The sequence below is a fragment of the Candidatus Laterigemmans baculatus genome, from assembly GCF_010367455.1.
GTDB lineage: Bacteria > Planctomycetota > Planctomycetia > Pirellulales > Pirellulaceae > Laterigemmans > Laterigemmans baculatus.
The window spans coordinates 1-22032 of the sequence record NZ_WRPR01000061.1 but is presented as its reverse complement, the minus strand read 5'-3'; the positions used below and the strand labels follow the sequence as shown (position 1 = coordinate 22032).

The following is a 22032-nucleotide window of genomic DNA, read 5'->3' as shown; positions in this document are numbered from 1 at the left end:
CAGTCGCCTTCGGCTTGCCGTTAAACGATTTTTCCGCGAGCCGTCCTGCTCCGAACCAATCCAAAGTGGCGCTGTCCAGCTAGGCTCTGCCAGAAAACCCTGAGCCGACGGCGCTAGCCGCGGTTAAGCTCCCCCAGGAAGCAACCGGAACGCGAACAGGCATCGCGGCGTCTCAATCGGCTGCTGGGGCTGTTCGAACTCGGGCATCGAAATCCATTCCCCTTCGCACGCCGCGGCCCGGGACCAGAGAGCCAACTGCTCCAACGACAAGCCCGTCGCCCGCCGCAGCGCCGTCTGTATTTCCGCTGGCGCCGCCGCTGCCTGGTCAAACAACTCGGCCGCTCGCGAAGCATGCCGCCGCCGCCCTTTTTCGGAACCCGCCGCGGTCTTGACCCCGGCTGCCGCGAGCTTGATCAATCCTTGCAACGCCTGAGCGAGCGGGCTGCGGCGACCGGCCACCTGCCACAATCCCTCCCACTCCTCGTGGGCTTCCCAGTAATACCCGTGGTTGAACAGATCGACCGCGTGGCAGTACTCGACCGACTGCTGCCAATCGACCAAAGCCAGGGGCGGCGATGGAGAGCGGCCGAACGAGTGCCCCGCCGGATCGCTGATCGGATGCGGCGACCGGCGGGGGATGTAGGTATAAGGAGGCAGTTCGATTCCCGGAGCAAACCGTGGTATCTCGGGAGCCAAACCTTCCTACTCGCTTTCGGAATCGGCGGGTACCAGTTCACGCAGCGTATAAAACGCCTCGGCGGGGAAAAACGGCTGGCCGTCGTCGACGAGCGGCGCGACTTCGAACTCATAGACAAAGTTCCGCCGCATCTCCGGCAACTCGATCGTCACCGTCTGCCGCTCCGCGTCGTATCGAATCGACTCGATCACTTCGCTTCGCCGCTGCATATCATCGCCTCCATACTTGGGGGTGGAGACACGAGTGTAAGAGGCGATGGTGTAAGAATTGGGATCGATCGCTTTGGATTCGTCGACCGGGCCAGTCATACGAATTTCAAATCCACGCGCTGTGGCGCGGACCTCGGCAATCCCCGTGGGGAGTTTTTCGGGTTGAAAGCGGAAGTGAACGAGATTCCCCACATTGGCCCCGGCTCCCCATCCGCTCTCTCGAATATTGCCCACGTACAGCTCGCCTGTGGGAGAAACCCCGCAAGAGATCGGACCGAGCAGCGGCGGACCGGCTGGGGGAGTCTCATAAGAGAAGGGATAGGCCGCCCCCTGTATGTGATCACCCACACGCTGGAGCGACATCCGCACGAGCCGCCGGGTGTCGTACTCGCAGCCCACCATGTGACCTTCGAAGGGTCCAAACCGCGAACCATCCAAACCGCTCGGGGTGTTGAGGAAGCAGATTCCGTTGACGCTCCGTGTCCAAGGGTGTGGGATGTCGATCGCCGGCGGTGTGCGCTCTGGCGCGTAATCCAGCTGGCGATCCAAGAGGTTGATAAACCCAAAGTGGACGCCGGGAACAATCCGGTTCAGCTCGTTGAACGGTTTGTAATTTCCTTGGTTGTCCGTCACATATACTTCGCCGTCTCGATCCTGAGCGATGCCGATCGGGAACCGGTGACCCGCCGTCAGGACCTGGATGTCGAATTGATGCGGGCGAGCCACTGATGGCTCGCGTGGGTTGAGCCGGATGACGGTGCCACGCAGATTCGCTGCCGCGCGGCTCCGCTTGTCCTGCTGACAGGCGAGAGAGACGTAGTAGCCGCCCTCGTCGGTTTGCGGCAGTCCGATCGCCCAGTCGTGATAGTCGGCCGAGTGCCCCCACCCCGAAGCCAACGTTTGCACGCGGTCGGCAACCCCATCGTCCGAATCATCCCACAATCGCACCAGCGCGAATTTGTTGATGACGTCGATGTGGTCTTCGTAGACCTGGACTCCAAACGGCGTGGCCAATTCGTCGCAGAATAGCTTGGCCTGGTCGAGCGTCCCATCGCCATCGCTGTCGGTAACATGCCAGACAGGCCCTTTCAGATCGCAGACATACAGCGATCCATCGGGATGCCATCCGAGAGCGGTCGGCATCAGGTCTTGAGGCAGCGCCAGTTGCTCGGCCGTGAACCCTGGCATGACTTCGAGCGAAATCACCTGTTCCGCCGCCTCCTCGGTCGGCAACAGCGGATACTGGTCGACCGGAACGCCGGCGGAGTATTCAAGCCGAAGTCCCCCCGCGTCCGCAGCGACGTCGCCCGATCCGGCGGAAACGGTGAACCAGCCCCCTCGAGCCATCGATGCCTCGGGACCTGCGGCAACTTGCAACTTGGCACCGGCCGTCCCTTCGAAGACGAGCGTGCCGGGGCCAGCGGCGGAGCCGTTCGCCGCAGCGGGGAGCGGGCGATGCAGCAGTCGCCAGCCTTCGGGTACCAAGCGGGCGCGAATCTCGCGCGACCAAGCAGGCAGATTTTTGCCATCGGAAGCCCAGCGGGGTCGGAACGTCTGTTCCACGACGACCGTCACCCAAGAGTCGTCGATCGAGTACGCATCGTGGCTGGTCGGCAATTGAGCTGCCGGATCCTCACCAGCCACCGGCTCGGAGGCTGCGAAGTGGAGACGATGCGAGAACCGCACCCCGCCGTCGGGCAAATGCTCCCACTGATCGGCTTCGGTCAGGAACTGTCCAAGCCGCTGCGGAACCAGCCGTTCGGCCGAATCGCCCCGGCCGCGGACCAGCAGCCATGCGGAACTGGCTGGGTTTTCGGAACTGGCTGGGTTTTGGGAACTGGCTGGGTTTTGGGGCGTGGGCCATAGATTGCCTCCGGGCGTTTCCCAGAACCAGCGTTTGCCTTCGGTGCGCTGATACGCGGTATCGCCGCTCCACCAACCGTCGATTCGCGCTTCGGCCAAATCGAAAACGATGTTCTGGCGGTTGGGCAAGCCGATCAGCAGCGGTTTGATCCATTCGCCGCCGTCGCTATGCAGCACGTCGGTGATCACCGCAGCACGTTCTCCGGCCGATTCGATTCCTTGCTTGCGGGCCACCCGCACCGGGTTCGGCTTGGGTGGCTTGAAGTCGGGCAGGTTCAACACGTGCCAGACTGCATCGACCTGATGCTCCAGATGATTGTCGAGCACTCCAGCCACCGGCGTCGCGATCGCCGGCATCTCGACTCGCGGCACGATCCGCAACGGATTAGCGACCCATCGCCGGAACCACTCGGGGCGGACCCGCTTCCCCAGCTCGCGGAGATTCGGGCCGAGCGAGCTGACGGGAGCTTCTCCCGGCTTCACTTCACCGATCGCGTGGCAGCTGGTACAGCCAAACCCGCTGCTGGTCACCAGCCGCGACCCGACGGTCCGCATTGCCACGTCACTCGGATCGTCCTCCGCCGATGGCGTTTCGGCATCCACGGTTGGTTGTCCAGCCGGAATGCGGTCGCTGGCGACAAAGGCTTCGGCCAGTTGATTGACCTCGGCCTCGCTCAGCGGAAACCGCGGCATTTGGACCGAGAGCCAGGGGCGATGTTGTTTTGCTTTCCCAGCGATCGCCTGCCGCAGCGGCTCGTCCTGCAGTTTATCGCCGATGCTGTTGAGCGAGGGGGGAATCAGAGCGGCTACGTGAGCCACCGTCTCCGAGTAGCGGGCGGCGACGGTCAGCGCCGTATCGCTGATCCCGCTGCCGGCCCCTCGCGGATGGCACGCCAAGCACTGGTTTCGTCGCAAGAGATCGCCCGCCGTCAGCAGTTCACCGCTGGGCGCCGCATCGAGGCTGCGGATGTATCGCTCGATCGCTTCCGCGTCCTCGGCGGCCAGACGGTACCCGGGCTGCCGCCGCTCGGGCCGCGCCGCAGCCAGACATCCTTCGTCCCAAGCGACTTCGGCGGTGAGTGGCTGGGCCTTGAGGGGCTCGAGCGAGTCGGTCGAGAGCGCCGCGGCGATCGGCTCGGGCAGCGTGTGGCAGGAGACGCAGCCGGCGCGTGCGATCGCTTGCCGCCCCGCCTGGAGGTCCGCCGAGGCGAGTTGCTTGACGCGTTGCTCGGCGAGTTGCTTGGCGAGTTGCTTGGCGACGGCCGGCTCGACCTCCGACGCGTCCTCAGAACCGCTCAGCGTCGTTAGGTACGCGCTGAGATCGGCTCGCTGTTCGACCGAAAGCTGAAAGTGCGGCATCCGATGCTGGGCATTGACGGCCGCGGGGTCGCGGAGCCAACGCTCGAAGAAACCGGCTGGACGTTTTTGAGCGATCGCCGTCAGGTCCCCGCCCCCGTAGAGCCCCGACGTTCCCATGTCACCGACCTGATGGCAGGCGAGGCAACCGACCGACGTCAGCAATTGCTCGCCCCGCTCGGCGTCGGGCTTGCGTGGCTTCTTGGAATCTGGCTTCTTGGAATCTTTGGCGGACGATTGTTTTGCTTTCGTCGCTTTCGCTTCGGAGGGTGCCGATTTGGAACGGTTGGTGGAGCTGTCGGTCCGCGAGGCAGCGAGCAGCGCGGCGGCGACGTTCGTTGCGGTCGCTTCGTCAAATCCGAACCCCGGCATGTTGCGGTGCGAAGCGGCCAGCGACTCTCCCACGCCGCGGCTTTCGCTATCACGCGGCTCGGTATCACGCGACTCGCTTTTACGGAGCATCGCCACCAACCACTCCGGTTCGACGTTGCCGCTCAACTTTTCGAGCGACGGAGCGGGCAACAGCGGCGGCGAGCCGGGGACCGTGTGACAGGCCGCGCAGCGAAGGGCGTCGACCAGCTGCCGTCCCTGCTCGAGCTGTTCGACCTGTTCAGCCGCGGGCCCTTCCTCGTGGAACCAGGCGTCGGCTCCGATGGGCTCGAGCCCAAAACCGGGACCGGACCAGTGCAGCCCCAAGCGGCCCTCCGCGTCGGTCCTGGAGTAGGCGACGCGAACCGGGTGGTAGCCGACCGCCAGCCGGAATTCCTCGCTAGTCAACCACCGGGGCTCGGCGGCCGAGGCTTCAAAAACCGTCTCGTCGTCGATCGCGACCGTCACCGCCCCCTGGACGAACAGGTGCAGGCGGTACATTCCCGAAGGGCGAGCGAAGAGTTGGCCAGTCCATTCGGCCGTAAACGCTCCTTCGGGAATCCGCGGGTCGGGCGAAGCGGCTCCCCAGTCGAAGCTGATTTTGTCGTCGATCCGCTCGACACTGGCTCCTTCCGAACCGCGCAGCTGGGCCACCAAACCGCTTCGCAGCTCCGGTTCTTCCTCGTCGCTGAAACCGGCAAACTGAGCCTGGACGGTCGCCGCCGCGACGCTGGCCAGCCCGCAGACGAGCAGCATCCACGTGGACCTCAGCGTGGACCTCAGCGGAGTTCGCAAGCGCATGCATCGAAAACAGCCGGTCGAATTACGCATATTCAAAGCACTGTCCTATCGTAGCGAGCGACGGGCAGGTCGGCTCAGTTCTCAGTGACGGATTCAGCAGGCTCAGACGAAGTTGGGAGTCGGCGGTCGGTAATCGTCGAGCTTGATCGATTGGAACCAGGCGATCGTCTTCGCCAGCCCCTCGCGGAGCGGTTGCTGGGGCTCCCAGCCCAATTTTTCTTGGGCCAAGCGGATGTCGGGACGGCGGCGGGTGGGATCGTCCGACGGGAGGGGGCGTTCGACCAGCTGCGATTTGCTGCCGGTCAACTCGATCACCAGTTCGGCGAGCTCCCGGATCGTGAATTCCCCAGGATTGCCGATATTGACCGGCCCCGGAAACTCTTCCTCCAGGTTCATCATACGGATGATCGCTTCGCAGAGGTCGTCGCGATAGCAAAAGGAACGCGTCTGCGAGCCGTCGCCGAACAACGTAATCGGCTGGTTTTGCAGCGCCTGGCGGATGAAGTTCGAGACGACGCGGCCGTCGTAGGGGTGCATCCGCGGCCCGTAGGTGTTGAAGATACGCACGACCCGCACCGAGACCTTGTTTTGCCGGTGGTAGTCCATGAATAGCGTCTCGGCAGCCCGCTTGCCTTCGTCGTAGCAAGCCCGGATTCCGATCGGATTGACGCTCCCGCGGTAGCTCTCGGTTTGCGGATGCACCTCCGGGTCGCCGTAGACTTCGCTGGTGCTGGCCTGGAGGATCCGGGCTCCGCAGCGTTTGGCGACACCCAGCATGTTGATGGCCCCCAGCACCGACGTCTTCATCGTCTTGATCGGGTTGTACTGGTAATGCCCGGGGGCCGCCGGGCAGGCCATGTTGTAGATTTGGTCGACTTCCAGGTAGATCGGCAACGTGACGTCGTGGCGAACCAGCTCGAAGTTGGGCCGTTCGAGCAAATGGGCCACGTTCGACTTCTGGCTGGTGAAAAAATTGTCCAGGCAAATTACGTCGTGCCCTTCGTCAACCAGCCGTTCACACAGGTGGGAGCCAAGGAAGCCGGCACCGCCGGTGACGAGAATCCGTTTGATCATGCGCTTCGTGCCGCGTGGAGAGTGCTTCTGGGAGAGAGTCCCCAGGCTAGTTACGAACAGGCTGTTTGGGGAGTCGGGGTGGACGGGAGAGCGGAGATTTGATTACCAGGGCATCCGACGTTTCTTGGTAACCGATGGTTCGACTTTCATGGGACTCGCGGAGATGCGACCTGTTCGACCGCTCTTGTGGGGATTCCTGCTCGTGACCGGCTCTTTCTTGGCAGGCGGCCCCGCGCTTCTTGGCCCCGCGCTTCTTGGCCCCCGATTCGCCACCGCCGCGGCCCCAGCGGAACTCCCCAGCGGCCCCTCCTTCCGCGTCGAGACCGAGCTGTTCGAAGGGGACGCAGTCCAGCCGGCCGCCCGGCACCTGATTCTGTTCGACGCCGGCGTGATCTACGACATTCGGCTCGACAGTGGCCGCACCGCGACGCTCTACGATCCGACTCGCCAGCGGGTGATCTTGATCGATCGGGTTCGCAAGCAGCAAACCGTGGTGGCGACCGAGGACCTGCTGCGGGCCACCGCTCAGCTCCGCGGAGCGGCTGAGCAACAGGGCAAGGGAGAAGCGTTCGGGCTGAACGCCAAAGTCCAGCCGGTCACTCCCAAAGAACCGTCCGAGCTGCCGTCGCTGCAGATCGAGTTCGGCAACGTCCTCTACACCGCAACCACGCAACCGGTCAGCAAGCCGCAGCTGGCTCAGGCCTACCACGCCTTCGCCACGCTCGCCGCGCAGCTGAACGTCGTTCGCCGCCGAGGCGTCCCACCGTTCGCTCGGATGACGCTCGGGGAGCAGATCGCCGCTGCCGGAGAAATTCCGCTGGAGTTGAAACTGGAAGTCTGGAGCGGGATCAAGAAGGAACGCTACCGAGCCCACCACCTGGTCGTCGAGCAGCTCTCGGAGCTGGACCGCAAACGGATCGCCGAGATCGGCCGCGACTTGGCTCAGTGCGAAGAGGTTTCGCTGGATCAGTTCGCCGAGTAATTCGCTCCCTCGGCAATCAGCACTTCACGCTTGCCTCCTACCGGTCCAGGCACCCGACGGACTTGGAAACCGACCGCTTCGAGCCGGCTGCGGACGAGGCTGTTGACGCAGTAACTTACCAAGCGGCCTTCCCGGGCCAGCACCCCGCGCATCCTCCGCAGCACCTCAGGCTCCCACAGCTCGGGGCTGGATGCGGGGCTGAACGGGTCGAAGTAGATCGCGTCGTACCGCTCCGCGCCGCTCGGCTGCCAATGCGCCGCGTCGCCGATCACCAGTCGCAGGCGGCAATTCGCTGCGATCTGCAGCTCCACTGGCACCTGCCCACCGGATTCCCCGACGCGGCCGGTTGTGGATAACGGCGGAAGGGCCGCCAGCTGGCTCAGGAGCGACTCGCGGACCGCCTCGAACTCTTCGTCTGGCGTCACGGGAGAAGCGGCGAGCGCTGCGGCCAGTACGTCGACCGGAAGCAGCCGCTGTTCAAGCGCCACGTAGTCCAGCGGCGTTCCCGCTCGCACCGCCTCGGCAGCGGTCAGCACAAACGCCAGTCCGGTCCCGAAGCCGACCTCCAGTACCGAGGTCGGCTGCGCCCGGCGAAGCCGCATTCCGCTGCCGCTATTCTCCAGATAGACATGGCGGCATTCGGCCGCTGCCCCGCAACCGCTGTGAAACGTATCGCCGTTGGCCACCTCGAGCAGCGTCCAGGAGCCATCGTCGGTTTTCAGGAGGCGGAACCGTGGGTCGCTCGTCGGAAACTGGGGCCGTTCGGGAATCGGCATTCGACATCAGCTCTCGCTTACACTTCTGGCGTCCGGTTTCCGCAGAGCTAGCACCACCAACCTCCCCCCGGGAGGGTCGCGAGGAACGAGCGGGGAGGGGCCGGTAGACGCTCGCGCGATGAGTGCGTGTGGCCCTTTTTCCTCAACGAATTGGCTTCTTTTCTAACGGCTCAGTCGAGAGTTCGTGCCGAAACCCATTGCCCTCCCCGGGCCTAAGAGCCCGACCCTCCCGCAAGCGGGAGGGTGTCGTTGCGGGGAATCCAGACTACGCCGTCCGCGGCGTTTGCTCCCGCTCCCACGAGAGCAGGCGACTGGCGGCAGTGGCGATCGCCGTGTCCTGGTCCTCGTCCTCGAGCAGCCCGAGCAACGGCGGGATCGGCCCGGTCCGCGCGATGCCTGCGGAGAAGACCGCCTCGTGGAGCACGCGGATCGGATTGATCTGATTGCGGAGGTCCTCGAGCGGTTCGAACTGGCGGCGAATCTCCTCCGCATCGTCCCATCGCTCCTCGCGGAGCGCTGCGAGCATTTCCATCGACCGCGACGGGGCGATGCAGACACAACCGCTGGTGAACCCGGCCACGCCGAAGTCGCGGAGGTGGACGATCGCCGGTTGCTCGCCAATGCCGCTGATAATCTTTTCCGGGGAAACGGCGTCGACCAGCGCCCGAAGCTCAAGGTCTTCGGCCGGATCTTCTTGGACCACCGCATACTTGATCCAGGAGATCAAGCCTTCGTCGACCAGCGTGCGAACCGCGGCGGTCGGCAACCAGTTGGGGAACTTGAGGTACAGCACGACCGGCTTGCCAAACGCGTCGGCGAACGCGCGGACGCCTCGCACGATCCCCGCTGGGTCCGCGATGTCGCGCTGCGGCAAGATCATCGCCGTGGGAAAATCGAAGTCGCGGAGCACCTCGGCCTGGTCCATCATCATCCCAAACGCTGGCCCCACCGAGGGAACGACGCTGGTCGTCTTGGCCACGGTCGAAGCGAGCATCTGAAGGATCGAACGGAATTCGGTCGGACGCACGTGATAGAAGACCGCGTTGCCACCATACAGCAAGATGTTGACGCCACCGCTCTCGAGGTGGCGAATGATCTTCGCGTTCTCGGCCGCGGAAACGCCTCCCTCCTCGTCACGCGCCAGCGGTGGCACGGCGATCACCGACTGGCGGATACGGGTAGCGGTATGGGGGGATGTGTCCATGATGTGACGCAGGTCTCGGGGGAAGGAAATGGTCAGTGGATGTCGGGTTCGCTCTCGGGGGAACGGCCGCGGAGGAAGTCGAAATCGCAGCCCTGGTCGGCCTGCGACACGTGATCCTGGTGCAATTTGCCATAGCCGCGTTCGAAACGGGAAGCCCGCGGCTTCCAGTTCGCACGGCGGCGGGCCGCCTCTTCGTCGCTCACGTGCCAGTGCAGCCTCCGCGACTCGACATCCAGTTCGATCAAGTCGCCGTCCTCGACGAGCGCCAACGGCCCGCCGACCCACGATTCGGGAGCCACGTGCAGCACGCAGGCGCCGTAGCTGGTGCCGCTCATCCGCGCGTCGCTGATCCGCACCAAATCGCGAACTCCCTGCTCGAGCAGCTTTTTGGGAATCGGCAACATCCCCCACTCGGGCATTCCTGGCGCTCCGACCGGACCGGCCGTCCGCAGGACCATCACGGTGTCGGCCGTGACCGGCAGATCGGGATCGTTGACCCGCGCTTTGAGGTCCGCGTAGTCGTCGAAGACCAGCGCCGGTCCGGTGTGTTTGAGCAACCGGGGTTCGGCCGCGATTCCCTTGATAACCGAACCGCCAGGGGCCAAGTTGCCACGCAACACGCACGTCCCTCCGGTGGGACTGACCGGTCGATCGAGCGGCCGAATCACCTCGCTGTCGATCACTCCGGCCCCGGCGATCTGCTCTCCGAGCGACATCCCGCCGACCGTTTGGCAATCGAGGTGGAGCAGATGCCGGATCTGCTCGAGCAGCGCCGGCACCCCTCCTGCGTTGAACAAATCCTCCATCAGAAACCGGCCCGCCGGTCGGAGATCGGCGAGCACCGGCGTCTCGCGCGAGAGGGCGTCAAAATCATCCAGCGTCAGTTCGACGCCGGCCCGCCCGGCCATCGCAATCAGGTGCACGATCGCGTTGGTCGACCCGCCGGTGGTGAGCGCCGTGCGAACCGCGTTCTCGAACGACTTGCGGCTCGCGATCCGCGACGGCCGCAGATTCTCCCAAGCGATCGCCACCGCCCGCCGCCCGCTCGCCACGGCCAATCGACTGTGCTCGGCGACCACCGCCGGAATGCAGGCGGCCCCCGGGAGTGTAAAGCCAAGCGCCTCGCTGACCGCGGCCATCGTGCTGGCGGTCCCCATCGTCATGCAGGTTCCGGCCGAACGGGCAATGCAATTCTCGATCTCAAACCAATCGCGGTCGCAAAGGCTTCCGGCGCAGCGTTCGGCCCAGAACTTCCACGAGTCGCTTCCGCTGCCCAGCGTCTCGTTCTTCCAGCGAGCTTTGAGCATCGGGCCGGCAGGCATGAAAATCGAGGGGATGTCGGCCGACAGGGCGCCCATCAACATCGCCGGAACCGTCTTGTCGCAGCCCCCCATCAAGACCGCCGCATCGACCGGGTGGCAGCGGAGCACCTCTTCGGTCTCCATCGCCAACAGGTTGCGGTAGAACATCGTCGTCGGCTTCATCATCATCTCGCCGAGCGACATCACCGGAATTTCGACCGGAAATCCCCCCGCCTGCAAAATCCCCCGCCGCACATCCTCGACGCGGGTTTTGAAATGCGAATGGCAGGTGTTCAGGTCGCTCCAGGTGTTCAGAATCGCAACGATCGGCTTGCCGCGATAGTCTTCGTCATCGAGCCCCATGCCCTTCAGCCGCGAACGATGCCCAAAGGAGCGTAAGTCGTCGGGACCAAACCAGCGATGGCTGCGGAGGGTGCTCGGATCGGGCATTGTTCTGAACTGGTGACGGAAACGGAGCGAGCGGATTCAGAGAGGCTATGCTGTCTTCGCTCGAGGGTCACCCCCCCTCCCGCAGCGCGATGTCGCTCCACCGAGGCCCCTCGCGTCGCCGAGGCGCATGGAAGAGCTGGATTCGATCGCGGCCCATTCCCACCAGATGCTCGCCGTCGGGAGAAAAGCTGAGTCGGCAGGGCAGAAGGCGAGCGAGAAAACGCTGATCCGCGGAATCGTGAACTGAGCGATTCGCTGCTGGCTGGCCGTATCCCAGAAGACGATCCGGTCGTCGTCCATCATCGCCAGACGGCCGCCGTTCGGCGAGAGACTCATCGTGAAGGAATTCCGCGGCAACTCGAACGTGCCCAAAAGCTCCCCCTGAGGCTGGGCCCGCATCGGCAGCTCGGCCCGCATCGGCAGCTCGGCCCGCGGCGGAAGGCTGGCCCGCATCAGAAGGCTGGCCCGCGGCGGAAGGCTGGGGCAGGCTGCGCGTCCGGCGATGGCTCGCAAATTCCCACGACTCCAAAGGGCCAGCGGGACTTCGGAAGTAGATTCGCTTGGAGCTGGAATCGATCGCCAGCAGGTGGGCTTCCTTGTCGGCCATCACCGCGCGAGTCAATCTCAGAGCCTGCTGGATGTCGCTGTTGAAGCTCTGCAACAACCGGTTGTACGCGACCAAGATCCCCAGCAACGAGAACACCGGCACGACGTTCGGACGACGTTCGGACGACGCTCCGGCCGAATCACTGTCGACAGCCTGCGATTCGGCGCAGGTCAGCTCGTCGCGGCGGAGCTCCCCATGCTTGGTTTGCTCGGTCGCGGCGGCCCCGCTCAGCGTCTCGTTGCGCAGCCGACAATCGGGACAGGCATCGAGGTGCCGCGAGATCTCCTGCTCGCTGGCCTGCGGCAGCTCGCCGCCAGCGAATCGAAGGTGCAGCGAATCGGAAGGACAGGCCATGGATCGCGGAATGCCAGTAGCAGTTGCGTAGCGGGTCGAGCCAGACAACCAAAGGTACCAAACCCCCGGGAGTTGCAAGGCTAATTTTTCCGCTGCGGGACCTCTGCGGTGGGGGGTCAGCGGCGGGTGATTTGCTAGAATCGGCGGCTCGCCTTTGGTCCCCCGCTCCCACCAGCCTCCACTTCCGATGACCCCGATTCGCGTTGGTATTCTCGGTGCCACGGGCTACACCGCCCTGGAAGCCATTCGTCTCCTGCTGACTCACCCGCAAGCCCAGGTGACGGTGGCGACCAGCCGCCAGGAGGAGGGGCAATCGATCGCCTCGATCCACCCCCAATTGACCGGCCGGCTCGAGTTGCCGCTCTCGGCGCCCGAGCCCGCGGTGATCGCCCAGCAGTGCGACGTCGCATTCTGCTGCTTGCCTCACGGCGCCTCGGCCGAGACGGTGCGGCAGTTGGCCGAAACAGGACTCCGCGTCATCGACTTCAGCGCCGATTTCCGGCTCGGCTCGGTCGAATTGTATCGCCGCTGGTACGGGGGGGAGCATCCTTGGCCCGAGATGGTCGGCAAGGTTCCCTACGGATTGCCCGAGTTGTTCGGCGACGAGCTGCGCGAGGCTCAGATCGTCGCCAATCCGGGCTGCTACCCCACCTCGGCCATTCTTCCCTTGGCGCCCTTGCTGTCGGCCGGAGCGATCGATCCGGCCGACATCGTGGTCGATTCGAAAAGCGGCGTCAGCGGCGCCGGGCGAACCCTTCGCGTCGGGTCCCTGTACTGTGAAGCAAACGAATCGATCGCCGCGTACGGGGTGGGAAGCCATCGCCATCAGCCTGAGATCGATGACATCCTCGGCCGCTACTCGGGCGAGCGCCCCCAGGTCCTGTTTACCCCACACCTGACTCCGATGGACCGCGGCATCCTGTCGACGATCTACGTCCGCCCCCGCTCGACCGATGCCGACGGCGTGCTGCGGTTGTGGCGGGAGTTGTATGCCGAGGCCCCCTTTGTCCACGTCGTAGATCACTTGCCCGCAACCAAACATGTCGCCGGGACCAATCATGTGCAGATGGCCGTACGACAAGCGGGCGACCGCTTGGTGCTGCTCTGCGTCGTCGATAATTTGACCAAAGGGGCCAGCGGAGCGGCCGTGCAGAACCTGAACCGCATGTTCGGGTTGCCGGAGACGCTCGGGCTCGGAGGAAAGAGCGTATGAGCGAGTCCGACGAGGAGATCGTCGCGGCGCGATTAGTCGCAGCCCCACCCGCTGGGCCGCCACTCGATCCACCGCCCGATCTGTCAGTCGCCCCCCAGCCCGACGCGCCAGTCGAGGCGAGGCTCGAGGCGCCAGTCGAGGCGCCGCTCGCCCTCCCGGTCAGGAGTCCCTACGCGTTTTCGGAAGCTCCCCCGCTCGACCGTCCGCTCGGCGGCGTGGGTGGCGAGCAGTATGCCGCCGATCCCCGCGCCGCTTCACCGCCGAGCTTTCAAGAGACGATACAACGTTCGCCCTGGCTGACGGTGCTGGTGGTTGCGGTCGTGATGGGGACCGCGACGATGCTGTATCTGATGACCAGCGTCGTCTCGATGCTGCTGGCGATGTGGTCGGTGGGCGAATTTTCGGCCGAGTCGGCTGCCGATCCCGAAGCGATGAACCGCGTGATGCAGGACCGCGTGGGAATTTTCCTCGCCGTGCTGCCGCCCCAGATTTCGCTGATCCTGGTCCCGCTCGCCGCCGCCTTCCTGTTGCCCGAAGGGCCCCGCCGTGGACTTCGCCTGGTCCGCGGAAGATGGCCCGTCTGGGTGTGGATCGCAGCCGCAGCGGGAACTCCACTGATCGGCTTGCTGAGTTCGATCCTGGTCAGCGGATTTGCGACCGAGAGTGAGTCGCTGCAGATGTTTACCGAGACCTTCCGGGCCCATGGTCGCTCAGGGTTTTTGCTCCCCATCGCGCTGCTGATTGGAGTGGCCCCGGCGGTTTGCGAAGAGCTCCTATTCCGCGGCTATCTCCAGCCGCGGCTGACCCGCCTGATACCGCCGAGCATTGGCGTGTTTTTGGCGTCGGCGCTGTTTGCCGCTTTCCATCTCGACCCGGTGCACGTCATTGCCGTCTTTCCGCTGGGATTGTGGCTCGGCTTTTTGAGCTACCGCAGCGGATCGTTGTTTCCGGCGATGATCGGCCACTTCGTCAACAACGTGCTCTCGGTCGTCAGCGTGATGGCCGAAGAGACCGGAGCGCTCGACGTCCCCGATGCGGCGATCTCCATCCCGATCCTCGTCGGAGGCGGCCTCGGACTGCTGGGCGTGATGTACGCGACGCTGCGGTGGCGAGTGGAACGGGTTTAGAGTGTGGCGCCCTATCTCACCCTCCCCCCGGGAGGGTCGGGCTCTCAGGCCCGGGGAGGGCTGCTGAACTCAGCTGTGTCGAGGCTCTACGTCCCGCTTCACCCTCCCCGCTCGTTCCTCGCGACCCTCCCGGGGGGAGGGTGACGGATCGACTTCCCGTCGAGCCACAGCCACCCTACTGGGCTGCGGCGTAGAGCTCGGCGTATTCCACGACCCAGGCATCGATCAACTGCTCGAACACCGAACGCTCAGCTTCCTGCAGCGGTTCGAAGACGTTGCGATTGAAGACTTCCTTGTTGGCGACCGTTCCCTTGGCGCGGAGGTCCAGCACGTTGTACTCGTTGTACGGACGAACGGTAATCTCCAACCGGCTGTAGCGACTCGACCGTCGCCCGTCGGAGATGGCCAAATCGTCGCGGTAACAACCGGCGCCCCAGCCCCCTTCACCGAATAGCGTTTCCTTGCGGAAACCGGGAAAGTGGTGGGCTAGCTCCTCGATCTGATGCGAGATCCGCTCCGAGAGCGCCAGGCGGTGAGCCGTATGCAGCCGCTTCAGTTCCTCTTCGCTCATCGCCTGCTGGCGAGCGGCGTCGTCGTGCGCCATCCGCCGCCGCGTTCCTCGGGCGATCGCCGACTCCAACCGATCCTTGAAATCGTCGCTCATGAGCTCCGGTCCGTCCCGCTTGCGGCGCCTTCTTCCGAAGCCGGCGGGGAAGCAGCCCCATCGCCCGCGGAGCGGTTCGCATCGCCCTCGGACTGACCGTTGGCCGCTGCAGGATTGGGCGCTGGGGAGTTGGCCGCCGAGGATTGATCGGCAGGCGACTGGTCAGCGGGCGATTTGTTAGCGGGGGACACCGCGGCCTGAGGAGCTTCGGCTCCAGCGGCCGGTGCTTCGCCGCCTCCTTCGGTCGCGGCCTGCGGCTCGACCGGTTTGGCGGTTTCGGAATCCTTCGCGGGCTCCGTTTCCTTGGCCTGCTTTGGCTTCTTCGCTTCTTTTGCCTGCTTGGGCGTATCGGCCGGTTCTTCGCGGCTGGTCTTGAAGAACTGCATCAGATCGCCAAACGACCGCAAAGGCTCCTCGCCGGTGCGCATCGCATCGCTGAGCGGTTCGGCTGGTTTATCCGAGCGGGCCACCGTGGTGTAGGTCGTGGGGCCCCGCGAGCCTCGCGATTCGCGGCCGCCACCGGAACGACCGGGACCACCCGAGCGGCCCTGTCCTCCCGAACCTTGCCCGCCTCGGCCGCCGCCACGCCCTGTGGCCGCACCGCCGCGGGCTTCGCGTCCACCCGCGGCACGCTCGGGGCGCCCGCCACCGCTGGCCGGAGCTCCACCCTTGCCACCACCGCGAGCGGCAGCCCCTTTGCCCTTGGCCCCCGGCTTGCCGCCGGGGCCACGCGAGCCGCCGCGCGGCGGACGGTCCTGCCGCTGCTGCCGCAGCACCGCTTGCCTCTCCGGAGAAATCCCCGACAAAGCGACGCGACGCCGCTTGCTGTCGATCTCCGTCACCCACGCCGTCACGACGTCGCCGATCTGCACGTACTCGTTCAGATCCTCGACAAAATCTTCCGAAATTCGACTGACGTGGATCAAGCCGCTGCACTCCGGCCCGAGCTCGACGAACACGCCGAACCCCGCGACCCCGACGACAACGCCGATCACCTGATCGCCAGGCTTGAGCTCCGACAACTTGGGGACCGTGACCAGGGCCGCGGCGGGCGAGGTTTCGGTGCTCTCCAGATCGCGGAACGGCTCGCAGAGCGAACGCACGATGTGCTTGACGCGATGCTCGCCGACCTGCCACTCCTTGATGCAGCGAGAGACTTTTTCAGCCTCCGGCATCGGATGCCGGTAAGGCTCGACCGACGCCTTGGCTGGCTCGCTCGACGCCTCCCCCTCCGCACCAGCCTTCTCCGCCGCAGGCTCCTCGGCAGCAGGCTCTTCAGCAGCGGAATCTTCGGCAGCGGAAACCTCAGCAGCAGCTTCCTCAGCAGCAGCTTCCTCGGCGGTAGCCTCGCCTGCGGTAGCCTCGCCTGCGGTAGCTTCCTCGGTCGCAGGTGGTTCCGCCGCTGGCTCCTCGGCTGCAGGCTCGCTGGCCGTCGCTTCTTCAGCCGTCGCCGAAGCGTCTGCCGAAGCCTCTTTGGCGGCCGCTTCACCTTGGAGCGTCTCGCCGAACGGAGCGTCGGGATCGGCCTGGGCGATCTTGACCTCGGTGAACTTGAGCCCGCCGGAGTCCGGCTCGGGAGCGAGCGTCTTTGTTTCTTCGACGCTGAAATTCGGCGGCTCGTAGCCCGGCGGCGCCGACGGCGGCGCCGGGATCTCCAGTCGCGCCATCAGCTTTTCAGCCAGAGCGTAATCATCGGGATGGATTGCCGTCGCGTCGAGCGGTTGCGATCCGCCGAACACGCGGAGGAAACCCGCAGCCTGCCGCGACGCCACGACATCGGGCCAGGCGTCGAGCGTGAGCAATTCCTCGCGCGAGGTGTAGAGCGTCTGGCGGCGATGGCGGTCGATCGCCTCGGCCACCGCATCGGTGACTCCGGGCAGCGAGGCGAGCCAACCGCGGTCGGCCGCGTTCGCGTCGACGCTGATTTGACTCACGCCGCTGGTGACGACGTCCTGCAGGGCACCGGCGAGCGGCTTGTCGGCCAGCTCCCGCTGGTAGGAGCCCAGCCGCAGCTTGCTCGGGTCGACTTTGGCCAGCGCTCGGGCCGGGGAGCGGACGAGCTGCGACAACCACACCGCGGCCCGGAACCGCCGCGGAGTCGAACGCAGCTCGCGATTGCCTTCGGGCCCACCGGCATACGTTTCGGCACCCGCTCGATCGGCCAGCGTCCAGCGGAGCGACCCGGTCTCCGACTGCGTCAACAGCTCGGTCAGCGCGACCATGCACCCGCGCCGCGCCGGACCGTTGCTGAGCACGATCAAGTCGACGTGGAACTGGTGGACCAGCTCGCCGAGCCGCGTCACCATCTGCTGCCGCACCGCTTTGGTCAGCTGGCACGGAATGTCTTCGGTGTGCAGCACGCCGTCGTCGGGCCCGACGATCGCCACCGCGGCGGTCCGAGGGCCGACGGCATCGACGACCAACACGTTGCGAGCATCGATTGGCTCGCGATGCATCTGCCGACGCAGCGAGTCGGCCGCCACCGAAATCAGGCGGCGGGCGGCGCGGTCGATCAAATCATCCCACCACGCCCCTTCGAGCGCTTCGCGGATTGCCGCCTCGTTGTCGACGACCACCTGCGACAACTCGTTCGAAGCCCCAGCATTGAAGCCGGCGGCCGTCTTGGACAATACGTCGACCAATTCCGCCGCGTCGTAGCGGAACTCGCAGCGAGCCACCTGAGAACGCAGCGCGCGGCCGAGCATCACGACCTGGAATGCGGTCAAGCGAGCCTTGGGGAGCGACTTTCCAGCCAACGGCTGCAGCACACTGACCAACCACCGCCGCCGCCGCTGACGGGGCGAAATCTTCTTTCGCTGCGGCTCTTTCTTTTTCGCTTTTGCTCCGCCAGCCTCGCGTCCACCGGCCAAACCCTTCGCCGTCTTGCTCGCCGGGGGCTCGGCAGCCGGAGCGTCCGCAGCCGGAGCGTCCGCAGCCGGAGCGTCCGCAGCAGGAGCTTCGCTGGCCGGAGCGTCCGCAGCAGGAGTTTCACTGGCCTCGGCCGTCGCGTCCTGAGCCGCGGGCGAGTCTGCTTGGGGCGAGTCTGCCTGGGGAGCGACTGCCTGCGACGCCTCGGGTGGGGCGGCTTCGCCTTCGCCCGAATCGGCCTCAGGCGATTCCGACTGCGGCGACTCGGCTTGCGGCGTTTCGGCTTGCGGCGTTTCAGCAGCCGGGGAAGACGCGCCGGAGCGTGCCGAGCTGGGGGCTTTGTTCGGCTGGTCCTCGGCGACCGCCTCGTCGTCGGAGTCGTCGCTGTCGCTGGCCGCCTCCGCATTGCCTTCGTGCGGATCGTGGACTTCGATCACGTGCAGCTGAATGTGCTTGTCCATCCACCGCGAGGCGGCCTGGACCATCCGCGAGTCGGCCGCCAGGTACTGGCCGAGCACCGAGTCGAGCCCTTCCACGGCGGCGGTCGCATCGGCGGCGCCGACGACGAGCTCCGCCAACTCGCTCAGCTCGACCGGGTCATTCGGCTTCGGGTTGAGCAACCGCACCGCCAACCGGCTGGCCGGGTGGGTGTTCCCCGACTCGCTGCGAATCCGCCGCGCGATTCGATCGAGCTGGCGTGGCGTCTGGGCGTGGGCGATCGAGGCCAGCAACGCGTCGTCGTCGAGGTTGCCGTCGCGATATTTCGCGCGGAGCTCCTCGCGACGCTCTTCGAGCTGGCGGTCGGTGCGGAGCGCCGAGACCACCTCCCAGAGGGCGCGTTCGGGTACCGAGCCCAGCTCGTCCCGCCGGTAGCGAGTCAAGAAAGGAGGTTCATAGCCCTGCTCCAAAAGGGGCAGGGCCGTACGCAACACCGACGCTTCGCACCGCTGGCGCCGCGCGATAGCTTCAAGATCGACTGTCATGCCCGACCGGTTCGCATCCGTAACGGCAGACGCTTAAGTGGAAGACGTGGGGTCGCCGCGACCGCACGAAGTGACGACACAGCGGGTGCGTCTAGAGTCGACCCGCAAAATCGCCCGAAATTTAAGACGTGCCAAAATGGTTGTCAACCGAGACGGCGCGCGGGGCGTCGAGATTTGCTACATTGAGGTTCCCGCCCCACGAGCCGCCCCCACCTTCTCCAGCGGCAATCCACCCGCGGCCTGGCCGCATTCTGAGGACCGTCGACGCCATGAACTCGCGAGGAATCCTCGTTCCCATCGCTTTTTTGACGTCGCTGGTGATCGTGCTGTCCCTGGCCGGAATCTCGGTCTACAGCTTTCGCCGAATCCGCGGCAACGAACGGGCGCTGACGCGCTCTTACAACGTCCTGAGCCTGATCAACCGCTGCTCGGCCACGCTCAACGAAGCGGAGACGGGCCAGCGGGGCTACCTGCTGACCGGCGACGTCGCTTACCTCGCCCCCTACCACGCCGCGGCCAGCCGGATCGACGAGACGCTCGGCTCGCTCGGCCGAGCCACCGCCGACTCGCCAGCACAGCAGGCTCATGTCGCTCAACTGCTGCCGGCGGTCCGCGAGAAACTGAGCGAGCTGGCCGAGACGATTGAGCTGTATGAGTCTGAAGGCATTGAGTCGGCGCTGCTGGTCGTCCACTCCGACGCGGGCATCGAGGCGATGGAGAGGGTTCGCCAACTGCTCGACGCAATGGCGGAAGAGGAGAACCAACTGCTCCGCCGCCGCCGCGAGGACTCCGACGCCGCCTACAGCTTGGCCATGACCACCGGAATCGTCAGCGCCGTGCTCGGCCTGACGCTGATTTGCATTTCCCTGCTGGCGGTCGATCGCGAACTGGGCCGACGGCGGCTCGCGGAAATCTCCGAGCGGCACCGCGCCGCCCAGGCCCAATCGATCGCTGACGTCGTCGCCCGGATCAGCGCCGCCCGCGACATCCGCTCGGTGACCGGGATCAGCATCCACGAATTTCGACAACTTCTCGGGGCCCGCGAAGCGATCCTCAACCTCCGCCTCGAAGGCAGCCGCACCCCCGTCGCCGAACGCAGCGCCGCGGCGACCGAAGCGCTCGATCCGCCGCCGCACTGGATTCGCGACCTCCGCGAGATCTGCCGAACGCTCAGCGACCACCAGCAAGCGTTCTCGACCGAAGCGGCCGCGCTCGCGCAGGACCCTCGCGTGCAACCACTCTCCGCCTGGGGACGCAGCGGCAAACTCCTCCGAAACCTGATGTACATTCCGCTGCGAGGACGAAGCGGCAGCGGAAAAGCCATCGGCAGCTTGATCCTTCGCGACAAGTTCGACGGGCCCTTCAACGATCACGACATGCTGGTCGCCACCCAACTGGCCCAGTCGATCAGCGTCGCGATCGAGAACGCGCGGCTGACCGATGCGCTGCAGCAGGCGGCGCGTCGCAAGGATGAATTCCTCGCGATGCTCGGTCACGAACTCCGCAATCCGCTCGCCGGAATCCTGACCAGCATCGAAGCGATCCGCGAGAGCCGGGACACGCCGCACCTCGCGCAGCCAGAGGAGCCGCACGACGAACGCGACGAGCGCGAACACCTCGAAGACGCAATCGCCCGGCAGTCGCAACACATGAGCCGCATCGTCGACGACCTGCTCGACGTGTCACGCGTCGCGATGGGAAAAATTCGGCTCAATCGCGAGCCGCTCCCGATCTGCGAAGCGGTCGAAGCGGCGGTGGCCGATTTCTGCTCGGCAAATCCCGAGTTCTCCGTCGAATGCCGGATCTCGCCGGAAGCCCAAGGAGAGATCGTCAACGCCGACCGGACCCGGATCCACCAGTGCCTGACCAACTTGATCCATAACGGCTGCAAATTCTCCGCGGCTCACGAAACAGTCACCGTCGGCGTCCACCGCGAACAGGACCCGCAACATGGCCACTGGGTGCGGATCACCGTCACCGACCGCGGCGTCGGACTGCCGGCCGAAGAACTGAAAACCATCTTCGACGCTTTCAACCAGTCGGCACGCTCGATCACCCAGTCCCGCGGCGGCCTCGGACTCGGCTTGGCACTGACGCGAGGGATCGTGGAACTGCATGGCGGCACGATCCACGCCGACAGCGAAGGCCCCGGCCGTGGCTCCACCTTTACCTTCAGCCTCCCGTGCCAGCCCTGCAGCTCCACCGCAGCCGCCCCCCCTTCGACAGACTCGCCTTCCGAAGCCCGCCGCGAGCCGCAGCCGCCCGCAGCCTTACCCCGAGCCCGAACCGCCGCGACCGCGACCGCATCCGCCGAGCCCTCGAGCGACGGGAAAACCACCGAGGAGAGCATCTCCCACGCACAGCCCGCCCCCCCAGCCACCACCAGCGAGCCCGCTCGCACGGTGCTGGTCATCGACGACGTCCGCGATGCGATCCTTCCAGTCCGCGTGCTCCTCGGCCGTCACGGCCACACCGTGATCGACGCCGGGGACGGACGGGCCGGACTGGAGCTGGCCCGACAAAAGCAGCCCGACATCATCCTCTGCGATATCGGACTGCCAGGCGGAATGAACGGCTTCGATGTCGCCAGGGCCGTCCGCCAAGACCCCAAGCTGCAGCACACCTACTTGGTGGCGCTCAGCGGCCACAGCCAACCGCGTGACCGCGAAGAAGCTCGAGAAGCGGGCTTCGATTACCACCTCGCCAAACCGATCAGCAAAGCGATGCTCGACGAACTGCTGCTCCGAGCCCCCCGCTTCTCCCCAAACTAGGCGCGGCCAACTCGGGGATTCGCCCAACTCAAGCCGACGGCGCTAGCCGCGGGTGCTGCAGCGAAAACCCCGGAGCTCGCGAGGGTCCGAGGGCTAGGCTCTGTCAGAAAACCCTGAGCCGACGGCGCTAGCCGCGGGTTCCGAAGCGGAAATCCCGGGGCTGCGAGGGCCGAGGCTAGCGTCTACGGCTCAAAAGACTGAAATCGCCAGCTTTTCTGACAGAGTTTAGCTGGACAGCGCCACTTTCTTACGCTGAATTGCCATAAAGCCAGCAGTGCCCAGCAGTTGGCTACCAAGTCGTTTAACGGCAAGCCGAAGGCGACTGTGTTTTAAAAAGCAGTCGCCTTCGGCTTGCCGTTAAAC

General features: G+C 65.5%; 13 protein-coding genes. 4 read left to right on the top strand and 9 right to left on the bottom strand.

Annotated features, from left to right (window positions below):
- Window positions 1–123 precede the first annotated feature (123 nt).
- From GNK13_RS12490 to GNK13_RS12480, 3 genes are all read right to left on the bottom strand, one after another.
- Complete coding sequence (locus tag GNK13_RS12490) at window positions 124–696, bottom strand: DUF309 domain-containing protein (protein WP_164102863.1); 573 nt, start codon at window positions 694–696, stop codon at window positions 124–126.
- 6 nt (window positions 697–702) lie between these two features.
- The gene (locus GNK13_RS12485) at window positions 703–5250 is read right to left on the bottom strand and encodes a c-type cytochrome (protein WP_164102862.1); all 4548 of its coding nucleotides are present in this window, start codon (window positions 5248–5250) and stop codon (window positions 703–705) included.
- Between the two features lie 147 nt (window positions 5251–5397).
- Complete coding sequence (locus GNK13_RS12480; protein ID WP_164102861.1) at window positions 5398–6369, bottom strand: UDP-glucuronic acid decarboxylase family protein; 972 nt, start codon at window positions 6367–6369, stop codon at window positions 5398–5400.
- Window positions 6370–6532: 163 nt separating this feature from the next.
- On the opposite strand from GNK13_RS12480, the gene GNK13_RS12475 reads away from it, so the two are divergent.
- Window positions 6533–7351 carry a hypothetical protein gene (locus GNK13_RS12475; protein WP_164102860.1) on the top strand — a complete coding sequence of 273 codons (819 nt, stop codon included), beginning with the start codon at window positions 6533–6535 and terminating at the stop codon, window positions 7349–7351.
- Here GNK13_RS12475 and mnmD read toward each other — a convergent pair.
- From mnmD to GNK13_RS12455, 4 genes are all read right to left on the bottom strand, one after another.
- Window positions 7336–8127 carry a tRNA (5-methylaminomethyl-2-thiouridine)(34)-methyltransferase MnmD gene (gene mnmD / locus GNK13_RS12470; protein ID WP_164102859.1) on the bottom strand — a complete coding sequence of 264 codons (792 nt, stop codon included), beginning with the start codon at window positions 8125–8127 and terminating at the stop codon, window positions 7336–7338. The genes GNK13_RS12475 and mnmD overlap by 16 nt on opposite strands.
- Window positions 8128–8392: 265 nt before the next feature.
- Window positions 8393–9331, bottom strand: coding sequence for a dihydrodipicolinate synthase family protein (locus GNK13_RS12465; protein WP_235935103.1), 939 nt, complete (start codon window positions 9329–9331; stop codon window positions 8393–8395).
- A gap of 32 nt (window positions 9332–9363) precedes the next feature.
- A complete protein-coding gene (gene araD / locus GNK13_RS12460; RefSeq protein WP_164102858.1) occupies window positions 9364–11082 on the bottom strand; it encodes an L-arabinonate dehydratase in 1719 nt (572 codons plus the stop codon).
- A 67-nt stretch (window positions 11083–11149) separates the two neighbouring features.
- Complete coding sequence (locus GNK13_RS12455) at window positions 11150–12043, bottom strand: zf-HC2 domain-containing protein (protein ID WP_164102857.1); 894 nt, start codon at window positions 12041–12043, stop codon at window positions 11150–11152.
- A 187-nt stretch (window positions 12044–12230) separates the two neighbouring features.
- Between GNK13_RS12455 and argC the strand changes: the two genes are divergently transcribed.
- Both argC and GNK13_RS12445 read left to right on the top strand, forming a co-directional pair.
- Complete coding sequence (gene argC / locus GNK13_RS12450) at window positions 12231–13256, top strand: N-acetyl-gamma-glutamyl-phosphate reductase (protein ID WP_164102856.1); 1026 nt, start codon at window positions 12231–12233, stop codon at window positions 13254–13256.
- A complete protein-coding gene (locus GNK13_RS12445) occupies window positions 13253–14383 on the top strand; it encodes a CPBP family glutamic-type intramembrane protease (protein ID WP_164102855.1) in 1131 nt (376 codons plus the stop codon). Before argC ends, GNK13_RS12445 begins: the two co-directional genes overlap by 4 nt.
- Window positions 14384–14558: 175 nt before the next feature.
- On the opposite strand, the gene GNK13_RS12440 is transcribed toward GNK13_RS12445, so the two are convergent.
- Together GNK13_RS12440 and GNK13_RS12435 are read right to left on the bottom strand one after the other, a co-directional pair.
- Window positions 14559–15047 carry a hypothetical protein gene (locus tag GNK13_RS12440; protein WP_164102854.1) on the bottom strand — a complete coding sequence of 163 codons (489 nt, stop codon included), beginning with the start codon at window positions 15045–15047 and terminating at the stop codon, window positions 14559–14561.
- Window positions 15044–18898: a S1 RNA-binding domain-containing protein gene (locus GNK13_RS12435; protein WP_164102853.1), complete on the bottom strand. Its 3855-nt coding sequence runs from the start codon at window positions 18896–18898 to the stop codon at window positions 15044–15046. The genes GNK13_RS12440 and GNK13_RS12435 overlap by 4 nt, the downstream gene beginning before the upstream one ends.
- Before the next feature lie 269 nt (window positions 18899–19167).
- Between GNK13_RS12435 and GNK13_RS12430 the strand changes: the two genes are divergently transcribed.
- Entirely contained in the window at window positions 19168–21669 is a 2502-nt protein-coding gene (locus tag GNK13_RS12430) for a CHASE3 domain-containing protein (RefSeq protein ID WP_164102852.1), read from the top strand.
- Window positions 21670–22032 lie beyond the last annotated feature (363 nt).

Coding starts and splice junctions, on each gene's coding strand:
- GNK13_RS12435 (WP_164102853.1), bottom strand. CDS start 18,898: ATGACAGTCGATCTTGAAGCTATCGCGCGGCGCCAGCGGTGCGAAGCG.
- GNK13_RS12430 (WP_164102852.1), top strand. CDS start 19,168: ATGAACTCGCGAGGAATCCTCGTTCCCATCGCTTTTTTGACGTCGCTG.
- GNK13_RS12485 (WP_164102862.1), bottom strand. CDS start 5,250: ATGCTGCTCGTCTGCGGGCTGGCCAGCGTCGCGGCGGCGACCGTCCAG.
- GNK13_RS12455 (WP_164102857.1), bottom strand. CDS start 12,043: ATGGCCTGTCCTTCCGATTCGCTGCACCTTCGATTCGCTGGCGGCGAG.
- GNK13_RS12465 (WP_235935103.1), bottom strand. CDS start 9,331: ATGGACACATCCCCCCATACCGCTACCCGTATCCGCCAGTCGGTGATC.
- araD (WP_164102858.1), bottom strand. CDS start 11,082: ATGCCCGATCCGAGCACCCTCCGCAGCCATCGCTGGTTTGGTCCCGAC.
- GNK13_RS12445 (WP_164102855.1), top strand. CDS start 13,253: ATGAGCGAGTCCGACGAGGAGATCGTCGCGGCGCGATTAGTCGCAGCC.
- mnmD (WP_164102859.1), bottom strand. CDS start 8,127: ATGCCGATTCCCGAACGGCCCCAGTTTCCGACGAGCGACCCACGGTTC.
- argC (WP_164102856.1), top strand. CDS start 12,231: ATGACCCCGATTCGCGTTGGTATTCTCGGTGCCACGGGCTACACCGCC.
- GNK13_RS12440 (WP_164102854.1), bottom strand. CDS start 15,047: ATGAGCGACGATTTCAAGGATCGGTTGGAGTCGGCGATCGCCCGAGGA.
- GNK13_RS12475 (WP_164102860.1), top strand. CDS start 6,533: ATGCGACCTGTTCGACCGCTCTTGTGGGGATTCCTGCTCGTGACCGGC.
- GNK13_RS12480 (WP_164102861.1), bottom strand. CDS start 6,369: ATGATCAAACGGATTCTCGTCACCGGCGGTGCCGGCTTCCTTGGCTCC.